Origin of the sequence: Enterococcus sp. DIV0756, assembly GCF_051710745.1 — a bacterium.
Taxonomy (GTDB): domain Bacteria; phylum Bacillota; class Bacilli; order Lactobacillales; family Enterococcaceae; genus Enterococcus_A.
The window spans coordinates 17,711-32,916 of the sequence record NZ_JBIOLF010000001.1 but is presented as its reverse complement, the minus strand read 5'-3'; the positions used below and the strand labels follow the sequence as shown (position 1 = coordinate 32,916).

Below are 15,206 nucleotides of genomic sequence, written 5' to 3'. Positions count from 1 at the left end.
AACGAGCTTCTTTTTTTATAGCTGATTTTTTTTTATGGTCCTCACTAACTCATTTTCAGTAGTGGCTAACAATAGTTCTGATAAAACCGTTTCATTTTGTAAAAGCCCCATCAACGATTGCAGCATTTCTAACTGCGCATGAGGCTGATTCAACCCTAAAACAAAGACAATTTGCGCTTTCACCTGCTTAGTATTGTCTTCCATACTATGAAAGGCAACAGGCTCCTGCATCGTAATCACTGCAACAAATTCCTCTCGTACACATTCAGCATCTGTATGCGGGATCGCCGCACCAAAGCTCATTAATTGAATTCCCGTTGGAAATTCCTTTTCCCGCTTCATGATCCGTTCGAAAAAGTCCTCTCGTACCCAGCCTAGATCGAACGCTTTCTGATATACCTGTTCAAATAGTTCCTCCTGTGACGTAAAGTTCTCTTGCGCGAAAACTAATGGTTCTTTCACATAGGAACTTAGTGTCGTTTCTGCCATCAATTTGCCCTCCAATATTCCTCGTTGAAACGCATCAACGCTTCTCGAATCTCATCCTTCGTTTTTGCTTTTTCTAATTGTGTTAATTCCTCTGCACCCGCCAAACTCATCATTTCAAAAATCAGATCCAAGTGCTCCTCTTTATCGTTGGAGCCCAGTAGAATGACCGTATGGATCGTTCTGCCATCCTCCGTGGAAATACCTTTTTTTACCAACCCCAAGCTGATCCCAACACCAATCGCGCCTGCTTCTGTTACGGTGTGGGGCAAAGCGATCTTATGACGTAAAACCGTGTAGGCTGGCAATATAGGCATCTCCTTCTTCAGTGCCTGAATATAAGCTGGCGTGATAACCTGCTGTTGTTCCAAAGGTCTTGCCAAAGCATCTAACACTTCAGACCAACTAATCTCCTCTTCGAATATCTGAATTGTTTCTCCTTTAAGTAGATCAATTAAATGCGGCCGTTTCTTTTCCAATATTTTTGACTCTTTTGGTGCAAATAAACTCAGTAATTCTTCATATAAACTGGCTTCATCCAAAACCGTTGCATGTTTTTTTACCACCCCTAAGATTTTTTCAGGAGTCACGATCTCTGTCTGGATGATCGCTGTTGATCGTAAGACACGCTCTCTTAACTGCCGCTTTTCCTGCTCAGATAAGAAATTGTTCACAACGAATACTTTTTTCTCTGTTTTTAATGGAACTGCTGAAAAGATAAAGTCCACATCATAATCCGTTCGATAAAATTCCCGCGCCGACATCGACGTGATGAAATCAATTTCTGGTAACAAATTTTTTAATGTATTTTCCAATAACACAGCAATCGAAATACCATTTGGACACACGATAATAGCTCGTTTGCGATTTTCTGGATGAACAATCTCTGAACTTTCAACGATGTGGCTGCCAATAAACAGTGAGATGAAAAACAATTCTGCATCTGGAACAGGTTGATCAAAGTACGTTTCTAATGGTCCGCTAGCTTCTTTGACTAAGTAAAACAGTGAAAAAAGATTTGCATCTTTATTTTCTTGATAAAAACGAGTCTGCAAGTTCAAATGATACTTGATTCGATAATAGGCTGGCCGCATATGGACCAATAATCGCTCCAATAATTTTTCTTTTTCCTCTAAACTAACACTGGCAATCCGTTCAAAATTCGCAATAACCTTCTCCAAAGCTGCCTTCATCTTGTTGATCTCTTTCACCGATAAAATATCGCCTCGCGAAAGATTTGTGGTTAACAGCAGCATCGTTACATAGACACGTTCATTTTCACTTAGACCGTCAACATCCCAAATGACTCGATCTGCAGCTAAATATTCCTTCGTATCTGCTAACTCTCGATAATTAATTTTGAAACTGTAGGAAATCAACTTGCCTTTTTGCGCGCGTCGAATTATCAAGATAATCAGTAAAGGCAACGTTTTTAATCGTTCATCTGTAAATTGAACTTCCAATTCTTCTTCTACTAGCTCTACACGTTTACGAAACACGTCAATCTGTTGTGGATCGAGATTCGCAAACTGCATGATGACGTTTATCCCGTTATACATAACTGCTAAATTGTTTAATAAATCTGATAGAAGATTCCGCTTATTCCACTCGTCTCCTTGAATGAAATAACCCTTTTGACGGGTATACTTCAAAGCCAGTTCATGTTGTTGAAGTTCATGATCAACTTCCTTCAGATCTCGCAGCACCGTATTACGGCTGACTTTCAACTCATCGATAAAATGATTCAACGAAAGATAATCTTCTTTACTTAACAGCATCAATTCAATTATGGCTGCTCGTTCTTTGCCTGAAAATACGTAGCTTTCTGTCGACTCCCCGAACTGCTCATCACCACCCTTATAATTTGAAAGAATCTCATTTGCGATCAGAAAGTGACCATTTTTGGTTCGTTTAATCTCACTCAGCTTTTCATCCAATAAAGAATCATTGATTTTCTTTAACGCGTAATTCAATTGTCCACGTGTTAAATCAAATTTCTCACACAATGCTTTACTAGTGATCTGCGGGTTGTTGACTAACTCAACAAAAATCTGATTGGTTCGTTCTTCTAAATTCATTGTCATCCCTCTTTACATCTTCAATTTAAATGAAAAACGCTTACATTTCCATCTTCTTTGTTCCCAAATAATTCGGTGTTCTTTATGCAACTTGGTGCTTACAAATACTTTTTTTCACAAAAAAAGATCCGCAAAAATAGAAAAAGCTGATACAAAAGCGAAAATCTATCCTTGCGTTCCTGTTTTTGACTACCTATTATGCAACTTGGTACTCTTGTTCATCTCTCATTTTATCAAGAGTCTCATTATTTGTCTGTTTTTTATGTAAGCTAGACTTTACTGATTTTGCTAATAAAACAGCGCGTGTAGTTTAACTAATTGCAAAAAAAGCACCGAAATGAATGAATTCCATTTCAGTGCTTTCTCTTTTAGCTGATTATTTTTCTTCTTTAGTGTCTAAAATGGAAACTGCCCTTTTCCTGTTTTGGTCGTTACCCACTGAACTCTAGTAAATTCTTCTAATACCCATTCACCGTTAAAACGTCCGATACCAGAATTTTTCTCCCCGCCAAATGGAGCATTCGGCTGATCATCGACAGTCAGTCCGTTAATATGGCACATTCCGGCTTCGATTCTATTTGCTAACGCGCGCCCTTTGTCTAAATCTTTGGTAAATAAGGCGCTCGACAAACCATATTCTGTATCATTCGCTGCATTGATTGCCGCTTCCGTATCCTTCACCTTCAGAATCGGCAGCACTGGTCCAAAGATTTCTTGATGGAAAATTTCTAAGGCAGGATCTTCGGAGACTAAAACAACTGGCTCAACGACTTGTCCTTTGATAGAACCCTCCACTAAGAAGGTTGCTCCTGCTTCTTTCGCCTGCTGAATGATCTCTTGGATTTGATCCGTCTGTTTTTGATTGATGATTGGCCCTACGACCGTCTTTTCATCAGATGGATCACCGGAAACCAACTCTTTTACTCGTTCCACTACTTTATGAACAAATTCATCAAATACAGCCTCAACCACGATTGCCCGATTTGCTGCCATGCAGATTTGTCCGGAATGCATGAACTTGCTGACGATCAAAGCGTGTGCGGCTTCTTCAATGTCTGCATCATCAAGTACGATAAATGGGGAATTTCCCCCTAATTCTAATGCAACCTGTTTGATCTTTTTGCCGCTCATTGCTTGACTCGCGATATTTTTCCCTACAGGAGTGGAGCCAGTAAAGGAAATGAACCCTGGTATCGGATGAGCAACAAAATAATCTCCGATTTCACTACCGCTGCCAACGGTTACATTAACCAAGCCCTTGGGAACTCCAGCTTCTTCAAAAATCTTTGCTGGGAGGAGTCCGCCGGTTACTGGACTATCACTGGCTGGTTTAATCACCACGCCATTGCCTGCAGCAATGGCAGGTGCTAGAGAACGCATCGTCAAGTGAAACGGAAAATTCCATGGACTGATGATTCCAATTACTCCAATAGGTCTATGCGTCACAAAACTTTCTTCTCCTGAGGTATTCGTAGGTAAAAGTTTGCCTTCTAGCCGCATCGGAAAACTAGCCGCCTCTTCAGTGATCCCTCTTGCCAAACTGACTTCGAGGCCAGCCTTGATTTTCGTGGCTCCCCCTTCTTTGATCAGCCATTCTGTAATCTCCGCTTGCTTCTCTTCCATTAGCAAAGCCGCTTTTTTCACGACCTCACTTCGTTCTTGAGGAGTTTTATCTATCCACTCTTTTTGTGCTCTTTGAGCTGCTTGATAGGCTTCATCGACATCCTCTGTATTCGCCCCCTGGATCTTCAGGATCGTCTCTTGCGTGTAGGGATTTTTATCCTCATTCACATGCTCTGAGTCCTTGCCTTGTTTCCATTCTCCGCCAATAAATTGTTTGTCGAACTGTTTTTCCATATAATCCACCTTTCTTATTATCCTTCCATCATAGAATACGTTTTCATGAAAAGGCAAAAATGCAGCTCAAAAAAGACGGACCTTTTTTCGATCCGTCTGATGGAAATCCGCTATTTTGATTGATGATCAATCATTTGTTTCGTTCACTTCGATCAACTTTTTAACTGGTTGCAGTGTCTCACGATCTGGCGGGTTAATCGTCGAGTCCTCCAGTTGGAGCGCTTTTTCACTCCTATTAACCGTATACGTATAATCCTGGATAACGTTAGGACCATAATTTCCAATGATATGAATCTTAAGTGTGGCTTCATCAAGAATCTCATAGATGGCGTAATCACTATCCATCCGCTTATCCTTGGTACCCTGAAATAGACTGCCTGTGATTTGCTGCTCGCGATCAAAGGTTAAGATTTGAGAGCCATTGAACCAAGAATAGTTAAGTAGTAGTGTCGACAAAGACTGCTGTGGATCGATTTTGACTGAATATTCTTTCAAATAAGTTTCGTTAATAAAATTCTCTCGTGAATTTTCTGTCTGGTCCTCTTTTAAAATCTTGCTGACCTCCACAGGATCATTTGTTGTTACTTGATTTCTTCTTTTGTTTGATCGGAACAGCTTGCAAACAAAAGCAAACCTAGTCCTATCATCAGTCCTCGTTTCATTTTTTTCCCTCACTATCCTATAGCTTATCTTCATGATAACAAAGCTTTGCGTCAAAAAAATCCTAGATTTCTCTAGGATCTAATCAACCGCTATTCTCATCTCATAAGGTTCGATTTTAAACAATTGGACTAAAATATTGTTTACCTGTTCAAATAATTCATTATTATCATCAAACAGTTGCTTTGTTTGGATTCGCTGATCTCCTGCTTGATAGATAATTTGATCACCAAGAAATCTTGGTTTGACAACTGCATCTGCTCTCTTCAAGACGATCTCTTCCTCACCAATACCAACAGGAATCGCAGTCTCGCGCCAACCATTCTTTTGAGCAATCGTTTGGACGAGCGAAGGCACATCAAAATGATCTAACACAGCAGATCGTTGATCTTCAAAATGAATGGTAAACGTCTCCGTATTTTGCATTCCGCAAGCATTACAGCCGCCTTCAATCAAAAAAGCTTTGCTGGAAATAGCTGCTCTAGGCATTCGATTCCCTCACTTCCTGATAAATTTTAGTTAGTGAATCCCCATCTAGTTCTGCAAAAGAAGATACGACTCTATCAGCAGCAGCTAGGTCTTGTGGCGGAAACACTGGATTCGCAAAACCGACACAAACCATTCCTGCATTATGAACGGCACCCGCACCGTTTTTAGTATCCTCAATCCCTAAACAATTTTCCGGCTCCACACCAATTCTCTCAGCCGCAGCCAAATAAACATCTGGCGCAGGCTTTGAATGCTTCACTTCTTCCGTACTGACGACTTCTGAAAAATACTCAGATAGTCCGATTTCCGCTAGATTTACTTTGATTTCTGTTAATGACGAGGAAGATGCTACCGCTAGCTTCAGCCCTGCTGCAGAAAGTCTTTTCACAAAAGCTTGGACATGAGGGATCACCCGAACGCCATCTCGTTTGATCATCGCTTGTCGTAAAGCGGTCATTTCCTGAACATACTCCGGCACTGATAAAGGCAGGGAAAATTCTTGCTTCATTTGTTCCCACATATATTCACTAGTAGTGCCCATAAACTGGAAATGATAGCTTTCTTCTACTGGATGTCCAGCTTCTTCTAAAATCTGTGATTTACTTTGGAAATACGTATATTCCGAATCTACTAGTACACCGTCCATATCAAATATAATCGCTTCTAACATCCTTATCCTCCATCAAAACGTTTGCTTAAACTCTATCATAGATAGAGAAGTGAGTGTAGTAATTATGAAAAAAATATCCCACCATTTTTGCTCGTCGCCAAATTTCCATAAAGAAAAAAGTACAGCATCTGCTGCACTTTTACAAAGTTTTTTCGATGGATTTTTCCGGGATGAACCACATCAATAAAATCAAAACATTGACTACTAGTACTGCGATTGGTGCAATCACTTTTCCTAAAATTAATGCGATAATGGCTAAAGCAATCGATAGATACAACTTGGGATAGTGTCTAAATAATTGACCAATTTTAGAATCTTTTCCATTCGCTCTTACTAATGCTCTAACCAATAAATAGTAGGCAAAATCTGTTCCTAGCGTGACTAACCCATACAATGCTTGCGGTGCCCAAGAAAATGGGTAATCTCCAACCCAAGCTGTCACATAAGGAAAGAGAGTCATCATCAAGATTAAAAAGTTGTTGGCCCATAAAACCCATCCGTCTACTTTTCGAACCAATTGAAAAAGATGATGATGATTGTTCCAGTAGATCGCCAAACTGATAAAACTGATTAGATAAACGATGAATTTATGCTCCGTATGTAAAAAAGCTGACCAAGTAGGTCCATCCGGTTCATGCAGCTCCAATACTAAGAGAGTCATAATAATAGCGATAACCGCATCCGTAAATGCTTCAATTCTTGACTTTGGCATTTTCTTAACTCCATTCATAACTTAAAATAGCTAGCTCGACTCCTATTAAACAAAAAAACAACTGGTTTGCCAATAAATACGTCTTAAGTTGGACGTAAGTGAGAAAATAGTTTGCTAAACTAAGTTTAAGTTAAAACAAATGGAAAGAAGGAATTTAAAATGATGAAAGATTACCCTATGGTTGTACGAATTTTAGCTGTCGTCGGCTTTTTCCTAGTTGCTAGTCTGATCTTAAGTATTGTTGGTCCGTTGCTTTCAGGCCTGATCGGCTTGTTCTTTAGAATCGCCATTCCATTAGCGATTGCTTATTTCTTAGTTACTTGGTTGACCAAACGTCGTGGACGTAGAACCTATTAAGATTACAACCCCCTCGAAAGCTGAGCTTTCGAGGGGGTTGTATTTTATCCCAAGGCAACGTCTAAAATCATCATAATAATAAATCCTAGCATAGCACCAAAGACACCGAAATGATGTTTGCTATCTGTTGTTGCTTGGGCTTCAGGAATCAATTCTTCTACTACAACATAGATCATAGCTCCGGCCGCAAAAGAAAGAGCATACGGCAACAACGGTTGGACACTGGTTACTAAAAGTGCTCCAATTACTGCGGCAATCGGTTCAACAAGGCCTGATGCTTGCCCATAAATAAATGATCTTGTACGACTCAAGCCTTCTTGTCGTAAAGGAATCGAGACAGCTGCTCCTTCTGGGAAATTCTGAATCCCTATCCCTAACGAAACAGATATCGCTGCTAACACTGCGGCAGTTGGATTGGCTGCTTCACTAGCTGCTCCAAAAGCGACCCCGACAGCTAAACCTTCTGGAATATTATGTAGAGTAATAGAAAATACCAACAAAATTGTTCGCTTCAAATGACTGGGAAAACCTTCTTTTTCTTTATTTGGTCCAAAATGCATGTGAGGAATCGTTTTATCTGCGATGTAAAGAAACAATCCGCCAAGACCAAATCCAAGACTCACCACTAGCCATGGAATTGAACCATTCTCTTCTGCTGCTGCGATTGCTGGATCTAGTAATGACCAAAAGCTGGCGGCAATCATTACACCAGATGCAAAGCCTAGCATTAAATTTAGAACATTCCGATTGATATTTTTAAAGAAAAAAACTAATGCGGCGCCTAATGCCGTCATTCCCCAAGTAAACAGGGTCCCAACCAAAGCTTGCTGCCATGCTGTTAGGCTCAATAGCCATTCGATCATAAGATCCTCCTTATTTTTTTACTCATTTATCTCTCCTTAGACAAAATAAACCCTAATCTCCTATTTGTCTGTACCCGGTTTCATTTCAATATTACTAATTCTCAATAAAATCACCCAATCAAACTGGTAACCTTAAAACGTTTATTCGTATTCACTCTATCATATTTTAGGTGCCCCTGTAAACTTGTCGTAAGACACTTTCTTTGCTGGTTTTTTTAAGACGCGTTATACTTTTCACGTAGGAAACTTACAAAAAGAAAGTGAGTGAAAAAGGATGACAAAAATTAACGCCGGTGTGGCAATGGTCAACGTTTTAGAAGCTTGGGGAATCGATCATATCTATGGGATTCCTGGCGGTTCATTTAACTCAACAATGGATGCGTTGTATCATGAACGCGAAACTGTAAAATATATCCAAGTACGTCATGAAGAAGCTGGTGCTCTAGCAGCGGCAGCCGATGCAAAATTGACTGGTAAAGTAGGTGCTGTTTTTGGTTCAGCCGGTCCCGGTGCTAGTCATTTGATCAACGGTCTTTATGACGCACAAATGGACCATGTTCCTGTTTTGGCTTTATTAGGTCAAGTAGCTTCTACTGCTATGAACTACAATTCTTTCCAAGAATTAAATGAAAATCCAATGTTCGCAGATGTCAGTGTTTATAATCGTACAGTTATGACACCGGAAAGCTTACCTCACGTGATCGATGAAGCCATCAAGGCTGCGTATCAACAAAAAGGGGTAGCCGTTGTGACGATTCCCGTTGATTTTGGCTTCGCAGAAATCGAAGAAGTAGAGATTGCTACCGCTAAAAATCATAAAACAGGCGTTGTTTTACCTGATGAAGCAGATTTGAAAGCAGCACTACCGTTAATCGAGGCTGCAAAACAACCAGTACTTTATATTGGTCAAGGTGTTCGTGGCGGCTTTGATGCAATCAAAGCCTTCTCTGAGCATTTCTCAATGCCCGTTGCTGCTGCTGTCTTAGCCAAAGGAATCGTTCCTGATTTATACGAAAACTTCCTAGGCTTTGCTGCTCGTGTCGCAACCAAACCAGCGAATGAAGCATTAGCTGATGCAGATTTAATTGTTTTCGTCGGTAGTGATTTCCCATTTGGCCGATATTTCTTCAATCCAGCTGCGAAATTTATCCAAGTCGATATCGACGCGTCAAAATTTGGGCGTCGCCACAATGTCGACCAATCGGTATTAGGTGATGGTGCAACAGCACTTCGCCGTTGGGTCGAACTTGGAACAGCCCGCCCTGCTGATGCGTGGTTGAAAGCCAATCAAGAAAATATCCGCAATTGGCACGCTTGGCGTAAGAGCTTCTATAATGATCAATCAACACCATTACGTGCAGAACCGGTTTTTAAAGAAGTCAATCGTATTGCTGAAAAAGATGCTGTTTATGTTGCTGATGTCGGAAATGTTACCTTAAATGCGATTCGCCATTTGGAAATGAATGGGGAGCAACAATTCACGACTTCTGGTTGGTTTGCCACAATGGGTAATGGGGTTCCAGGCGGAATTGCTGCACAATTGACGTATCCAGATAAACAAGTCTTTACCTTCAGCGGTGATGGTGGCTTTGCCATGCAAATGCAAGATATCATCACACAAGTAAAATACAATTTACCGATTATTAACGTGGTCTTTTCAAATAATGCTTTTGGTTTCATAGAAGCAGAACAAGAAGACACTGAACAACAAAAATTCGGCGTTTTCTTAGAAGGAGCAGATTTTGGTAAAGTTGGAGAAGCACTTGGTGCTGACGGCTTCACAATTACTGAATACAGTCAATTAGAACCAGCCTTTACAGCTGCGAAAGCCAGCAAACGACCTGTCGTAATTGATGTTAAAATCAAAGACGAACGTCCACTACCAGTGGAAGCCTTAGAATTAGAACCAGAAAAATTCTCAGCCGAACAAATCAATGCCTTTAAAGAAAAATATCAAGTTCATAATATGCCAACACTACGTGAACTCTTAAAATAGTAAAAAAGGTAGTGCCCAAAATTTTGGGCACTACCTTTTTTTACATTCTGCGAATCGTTTGTTTCGCTTCTATTTCTAATTGCTTTGTCAATTCCGCTGCGGACAACTCTCGATTTACTAAAGCCTGCAGAACCATTGGCAAATTGACTCCCGTCACTAAGGACTGGCGCGAATCATCCATCACACAATAGCTGGCATAGCGAAATGGCGTTCCCCCAAACATATCTACCAGCCAAACCAGTTCATCGACTTTTTTCAATAAGTCCTTGGCATACTCTTCAATATTTTCTTGTAGTCCTGTTGCTCCTGGTTCAATATTTAATGTTTCCACACAGCTCTGTTCGCCCAAAATAGATTCAGCCGTTTGTAACAGGCTGTCCGCTAAATGGTCGTGGGTCGCGATAATGATCCCGATCATACTGACACATCCCTTCACAGCCAAGTCTATCCTATTTTAAATCCCAAGTAAATTCTTAACGGTTGACTTGAAACTTCAGATGTTCCCCGATATAATGCAAAGAGGCCTTGCGCCAATACTGATAAAGCGAGGAAAATCATTGATTACAGTAAGTGACGTTAGTTTACAGTTTCCTGATCGTAAACTTTTTGATGACGTAAATATTAAATTCACTCCCGGCAATTGTTACGGGTTGATCGGCGCGAATGGTGCCGGCAAATCAACCTTTCTGAAGATTTTAGCAGGCGATATCCAGCCTTCTACTGGCTCTGTTACTTTAGGTCCGAACGAACGGATGGCTGTATTAAAACAGAACCATTTTGATTTTGAAGAATATACCGTTCTTGAAACAGTTATTATGGGCCATGAACGTTTATACCAAGTCATGCAGGAAAAAGACGCCGTTTATATGAAGGAAGATTTTTCTGACGAAGACGGTATTCGTGCAGCAGAACTTGAAGGCGAATTCGCTGAGCTAGATGGCTGGGAAGCCGAACCCGAAGCCGCGGTCCTCTTACAAGGACTAAACATTCCAGAAGAATTGCATCAGCAAAAAATGAGCGAATTGACGGCTGGACAAAAAATCAAAGTCCTATTAGCTCAATCACTTTTCGGCAAACCCGATGTTCTTTTACTAGATGAGCCAACGAATGGCTTAGATATCCAATCAATCAACTGGTTAGAAGAATTTCTAATTAATTTTGATAATACCGTGATCGTCGTATCCCATGACCGCCACTTCTTGAACAAAGTGTGTACTCATATGGCCGATCTAGATTTCGGGAAGATTAAATTGTATGTCGGAAACTACGACTTCTGGCTAGAATCCAGCCAGTTAGCCGCAAAATTACAATCTCAACAAAATGCGAAAAAAGAAGAACAAATCAAAGAATTGCAAGAATTTATTGCTCGTTTTAGCGCCAACGCATCGAAATCAAAACAAGCGACTTCTCGTAAGAAAATGTTGGATAAGATCACCTTAGACGATATCCAGCCTTCTTCACGTCGTTACCCATTTGTACAGTTCAAGCCAGAACGGGAAATCGGCAATGACTTGCTGCAAGTCGACAATGTCAGTGTGACAATCGATGGCAAAAAAATATTAGATAATATCTCTTTCACCTTGAATCGTGACGATAAGGTCGCCTTCATCGCTGAAAACGACTTAGTCACAACAACGTTATTCAAAGTGATCATGGGGGACTTAGAACCCGATACAGGAACGGTTCGTTGGGGTGTAACAACCAGCCAAGCTTACTTACCTAAAGATACGACGAAGGAATTCGACAGTAATATGCCGATCCTTGATTGGCTGCGTCAATACGCCAGCAAAGAAGAAGACGATAACACCTTCTTACGCAGCTTCCTAGGCCGTATGCTATTCTCAGGTGATGAAGTGATGAAGCCTGTCAATGTCTTATCCGGTGGTGAAAAGGTTCGTTGTATGCTATCGAAATTGATGCTGTCAAAATCAAACGTTTTAGTTTTGGATGATCCAACCAATCACCTAGACTTAGAATCCATCTCAGCATTGAATGAAGGTCTGATTGCGTATAAAGGTTCCCTTCTATTCGCCTCTCATGACCATCAGTTCATTCAAACGATCGCGAACCGCATTATTGCGATTTCCGAAAATGGTGTAGTTGATCGTGCAGAGACAACGTACGATGAATTCTTAGAAAATCCCGAAGTACAAAAACAATTGAGTCACCTGTATTAAAAAAAAGCATTCGCGAAATCGCGGATGCTTTTTCTATTGGGGAAGCAAATTAAATGAATTGAACAAGTTCCATCAGGATCGGAACAACGATCACAAATAATACGGTACTAGTTGTCACTAGGTTTGTTGCATATTTAACATCACCGTGTGCTTCATTCGCTAAGATTGGCAAGACTGCCAACATTGGTGTTGCAGATTGCACGATCAAGGTTTGCTTCAACAATGGTGCTAGACTGGCGCCAAAAACATTTGAGCCGAGAGCGATCAAACCGATTAATACAGCAGGAGCTAAAACAAAGCGTCCCAGTAATGCTACGACCGTGTCACGATCAAAGCGGATACTCTTCAAACCAGCATCGTACAAAACGATCCCGATGTACAGCAGTGACAGCGGAGTAACGATACTGCCGACATAGCCAAGCGTTGCATTGATAAAGCTTGGTACAGGAATCCCTATCAGTAGGAAGACGATCGCTACAATAAAGCCTAATAATGGCGGTGGCAATAATTTCTTCCAGTTCAATTTGGCTTTATTTTCACCTTTGACTTTGGTTGGATCATCGTTGGAGATCAAGAATACCCCAAAGGCCCAAGTTGAAACGGTGTTCGTCACATAATATACCAAGAAATATGGCAATGCCTTTTCACCGAACAAGGCGATATTCAAAGGCAACCCAATGAAGATCGTATTGGCATTCACCACAGCATTCATGAATATCCCGCGCCGCCCTGGCCGAATCTTCAAAATTTTAACTAGCGCATAGGCTAAGATGTAAGAAATAATGACCGCTCCAACAGGATAGATCAGACTACCGGATAGTTGGAACAAGCTTTCTTTAGTTAAGTTCTTTAATACTGATACAAAGATAGACGCTGGCAACGCCACCCGCGTAATCAATGACGAAATACTTTTGCCAAAACTATCATCAAACCAGCCTTGACGTTTCAATATATATCCTAATGCAATCATAATAATGATGCTTAAAACACTTTGGATCGATTGAAAGAAAATCATCTTTCTTCCTTCTTTCTCTTATTAAAATTCAATCTATTGCTCTCCCACGTATTTCCTACTCAAGGGAAACACGCAGAACAGCTCTTATTCATTACTCACTTATTCAATGTCAAGCGGTTGATATTCTGGGTACCATTTCATCTCTTCGACTGCTTGTTTGATATCTGTAATTTCTTCTTTATTCAATTGTTGATCTACGACACTTTTCACAACAACTTCAGCAATCGTTTGAGAAAATTCCGTTAATTTTGAAACTGGTGGCAATACTGCTGCACCTGGTTTACTTGTATCAACAATTCCACCTAAAGCATGGCTCGCTTGTGACAACATCTCGCCATTGACGCGAGTTGCGGTAGAAGCAATGATACCAAGACCTAGACCTGGATACATCAAGGCATTATTTGCTTGACCGATTTGATACGTCACGCCGTTGTACTTCACGTCAGCAGCTGGAATCCCTGTCCCGATCAACGCTTTACCATCCGTCCATTTAATTAGATCTTCAGCTGTCGCTTCTGCTAATTTCGTAGGATTAGACAATGGAAAAATGATTGGCCGTTCGGTGTTGGCTGCTATTTCTCGCACGATTTCCTCAGTAAAGGCTCCTGGTTGTGTGGAAGTCCCAATGATGATCGTAGGATGAATGGCTTTAACAGCTGCGGTCAAATTCGTTAATTCGTCCGCATTTGAAAATTCGCTGCGTTGACGAACAAAGTCTTTTTGGCCAGAGGTTAAGTCCTCAGTGTCTTCAAATAGCACCCCTTGTTTGTCTACCATGTAGAAATGTTTACGGGCTTCTTCTTCTGATAACCCTTGACGTTTCATTTCATCTAACAATTGGTTGGCAATTCCAACACCAGCTGTTCCAGCACCAAAGGTCATAACTGTTTGTTTCGTCAATTCCTCTTGCGAAATATTCAAAGCGCCTAAAACACCGGCTAAAACAACGATCCCTGTCCCTTGAATATCATCATTGAAGGTCGTAATCTTATCTTGGTATTTTTCCAAAATAGTTGCGGCATTCGAACGACCAAAATCTTCCCAGTGCAGCAATACTTCAGGGAATAATTCTTCAACCGCTTCTACGAATTGATCAATCATTTCATAATATTTATCGCCATAAACACGTTCATGTTTGTTCCCTAGATACATTGGGTCGCTTAACAATTCTTGATTATTAGTACCCGCATCAATCGATACAGGCAACACTTGGGCTGGATTGATCCCTGCCGCAGCAGTGTAGACCATCAATTTGCCAATGGCGATATCTACTCCGTTCACTCCCCAATCGCCAATTCCTAAGATTCCCTCTGCATCTGTCACTACGATCAAGCGAATATCACGACCATTCGCAGCGTTTTTCAAACTATCCTTGATACTTTCAGGATCATCAATTGATAAAAAAGCAGCATCTTGCGGTTCAACAAACAATTCGTTATATTGTTCGATTGAATCAGCCACGGTTGGATCATAAACGATCGGCATAAACTCAACAACATGCTGACCCATCAATTTATAGAAGAGAGTCCGATTAGTATTGAATATTTCCATCAAAAATAGACGCTTTTCTAAATTTGTGGTTTTGCTTTGATATTGACCGTACGTTTGTTCCGCTTGTTCTTCCAAAGTTTGAACCTTAGATGGCAACATACCCGTCAAGCCATATTGTTTCCGTTCTTCTTTTGTAAAAGCCGTTCCTTTATTTAAAAATGGGTTATTTAAAATTTCGTTTCCTCTCATTTGTGTTTCCCCCTTAGTTGTTTACAGTTAGGACAATACACGCTTTGATGAACTATAGTCAAAACAAAAGCTTAGGATAAATTTTATTTATATGATAGTCTAATTT

At 40.6% G+C, this 15,206-nt stretch carries 14 protein-coding genes; 3 read left to right on the top strand and 11 right to left on the bottom strand.

Annotated features, from left to right (window positions below):
* Positions 1-15: 15 nt before the first annotated feature.
* From IGI44_RS00145 to IGI44_RS00115, 7 genes are all read right to left on the bottom strand, one after another.
* Positions 16-489, bottom strand: coding sequence for a PTS sugar transporter subunit IIA (locus IGI44_RS00145; RefSeq protein WP_438785749.1), 474 nt, complete (start codon positions 487-489; stop codon positions 16-18).
* The gene (locus IGI44_RS00140; RefSeq protein ID WP_438785748.1) at positions 489-2,564 is read right to left on the bottom strand and encodes a BglG family transcription antiterminator; all 2,076 of its coding nucleotides are present in this window, start codon (positions 2,562-2,564) and stop codon (positions 489-491) included. Before IGI44_RS00140 ends, IGI44_RS00145 begins: the two co-directional genes overlap by 1 nt.
* A 396-nt stretch (positions 2,565-2,960) precedes the next feature.
* A complete protein-coding gene (locus IGI44_RS00135; RefSeq protein ID WP_438785747.1) occupies positions 2,961-4,421 on the bottom strand; it encodes an aldehyde dehydrogenase family protein in 1,461 nt (486 codons plus the stop codon).
* A 126-nt stretch (positions 4,422-4,547) separates the two neighbouring features.
* Positions 4,548-4,916, bottom strand: a complete 369-nt coding sequence (locus IGI44_RS00130; RefSeq protein ID WP_438785746.1) for a hypothetical protein — start codon at positions 4,914-4,916, stop codon at positions 4,548-4,550.
* A 246-nt stretch (positions 4,917-5,162) separates the two neighbouring features.
* On the bottom strand, positions 5,163-5,570 hold the full coding sequence (locus IGI44_RS00125) for a DUF4809 family protein (protein WP_438785745.1): 408 nt from the start codon (positions 5,568-5,570) through the stop codon (positions 5,163-5,165).
* Positions 5,563-6,240, bottom strand: coding sequence for an HAD family hydrolase (locus IGI44_RS00120; RefSeq protein WP_438785744.1), 678 nt, complete (start codon positions 6,238-6,240; stop codon positions 5,563-5,565). Before IGI44_RS00120 ends, IGI44_RS00125 begins: the two co-directional genes overlap by 8 nt.
* A gap of 139 nt (positions 6,241-6,379) precedes the next feature.
* Positions 6,380-6,952 carry a TMEM175 family protein gene (locus tag IGI44_RS00115; protein ID WP_438785743.1) on the bottom strand — a complete coding sequence of 191 codons (573 nt, stop codon included), beginning with the start codon at positions 6,950-6,952 and terminating at the stop codon, positions 6,380-6,382.
* Between the two features lie 159 nt (positions 6,953-7,111).
* On the opposite strand from IGI44_RS00115, the gene IGI44_RS00110 reads away from it, so the two are divergent.
* The gene (locus IGI44_RS00110; protein WP_438785742.1) at positions 7,112-7,309 is read left to right on the top strand and encodes a hypothetical protein; all 198 of its coding nucleotides are present in this window, start codon (positions 7,112-7,114) and stop codon (positions 7,307-7,309) included.
* A gap of 44 nt (positions 7,310-7,353) precedes the next feature.
* Here the strand turns inward: IGI44_RS00110 and IGI44_RS00105 are convergent, their stop codons facing one another.
* A complete protein-coding gene (locus tag IGI44_RS00105; RefSeq protein ID WP_438785741.1) occupies positions 7,354-8,172 on the bottom strand; it encodes a ZIP family metal transporter in 819 nt (272 codons plus the stop codon).
* A 274-nt stretch (positions 8,173-8,446) separates the two neighbouring features.
* Here IGI44_RS00105 and spxB point away from each other — a divergent pair, with 274 nt between their 5' ends.
* Positions 8,447-10,168, top strand: coding sequence for a pyruvate oxidase (gene spxB / locus IGI44_RS00100; RefSeq protein WP_438785740.1), 1,722 nt, complete (start codon positions 8,447-8,449; stop codon positions 10,166-10,168).
* Between the two features lie 40 nt (positions 10,169-10,208).
* On the opposite strand, the gene IGI44_RS00095 is transcribed toward spxB, so the two are convergent.
* The gene (locus tag IGI44_RS00095) at positions 10,209-10,586 is read right to left on the bottom strand and encodes a PTS sugar transporter subunit IIA (RefSeq protein WP_438785739.1); all 378 of its coding nucleotides are present in this window, start codon (positions 10,584-10,586) and stop codon (positions 10,209-10,211) included.
* Between the two features lie 139 nt (positions 10,587-10,725).
* Between IGI44_RS00095 and IGI44_RS00090 the strand changes: the two genes are divergently transcribed.
* Positions 10,726-12,345: an ABC-F family ATP-binding cassette domain-containing protein gene (locus tag IGI44_RS00090; RefSeq protein ID WP_438785738.1), complete on the top strand. Its 1,620-nt coding sequence runs from the start codon at positions 10,726-10,728 to the stop codon at positions 12,343-12,345.
* Positions 12,346-12,394: 49 nt separating this feature from the next.
* Here the strand turns inward: IGI44_RS00090 and IGI44_RS00085 are convergent, their stop codons facing one another.
* Together IGI44_RS00085 and IGI44_RS00080 are read right to left on the bottom strand one after the other, a co-directional pair.
* Positions 12,395-13,360 carry an AEC family transporter gene (locus tag IGI44_RS00085; RefSeq protein ID WP_438785737.1) on the bottom strand — a complete coding sequence of 322 codons (966 nt, stop codon included), beginning with the start codon at positions 13,358-13,360 and terminating at the stop codon, positions 12,395-12,397.
* 99 nt (positions 13,361-13,459) lie between these two features.
* Positions 13,460-15,100, bottom strand: a complete 1,641-nt coding sequence (locus tag IGI44_RS00080; RefSeq protein WP_438785736.1) for a malolactic enzyme — start codon at positions 15,098-15,100, stop codon at positions 13,460-13,462.
* Positions 15,101-15,206: the final 106 nt, after the last annotated feature.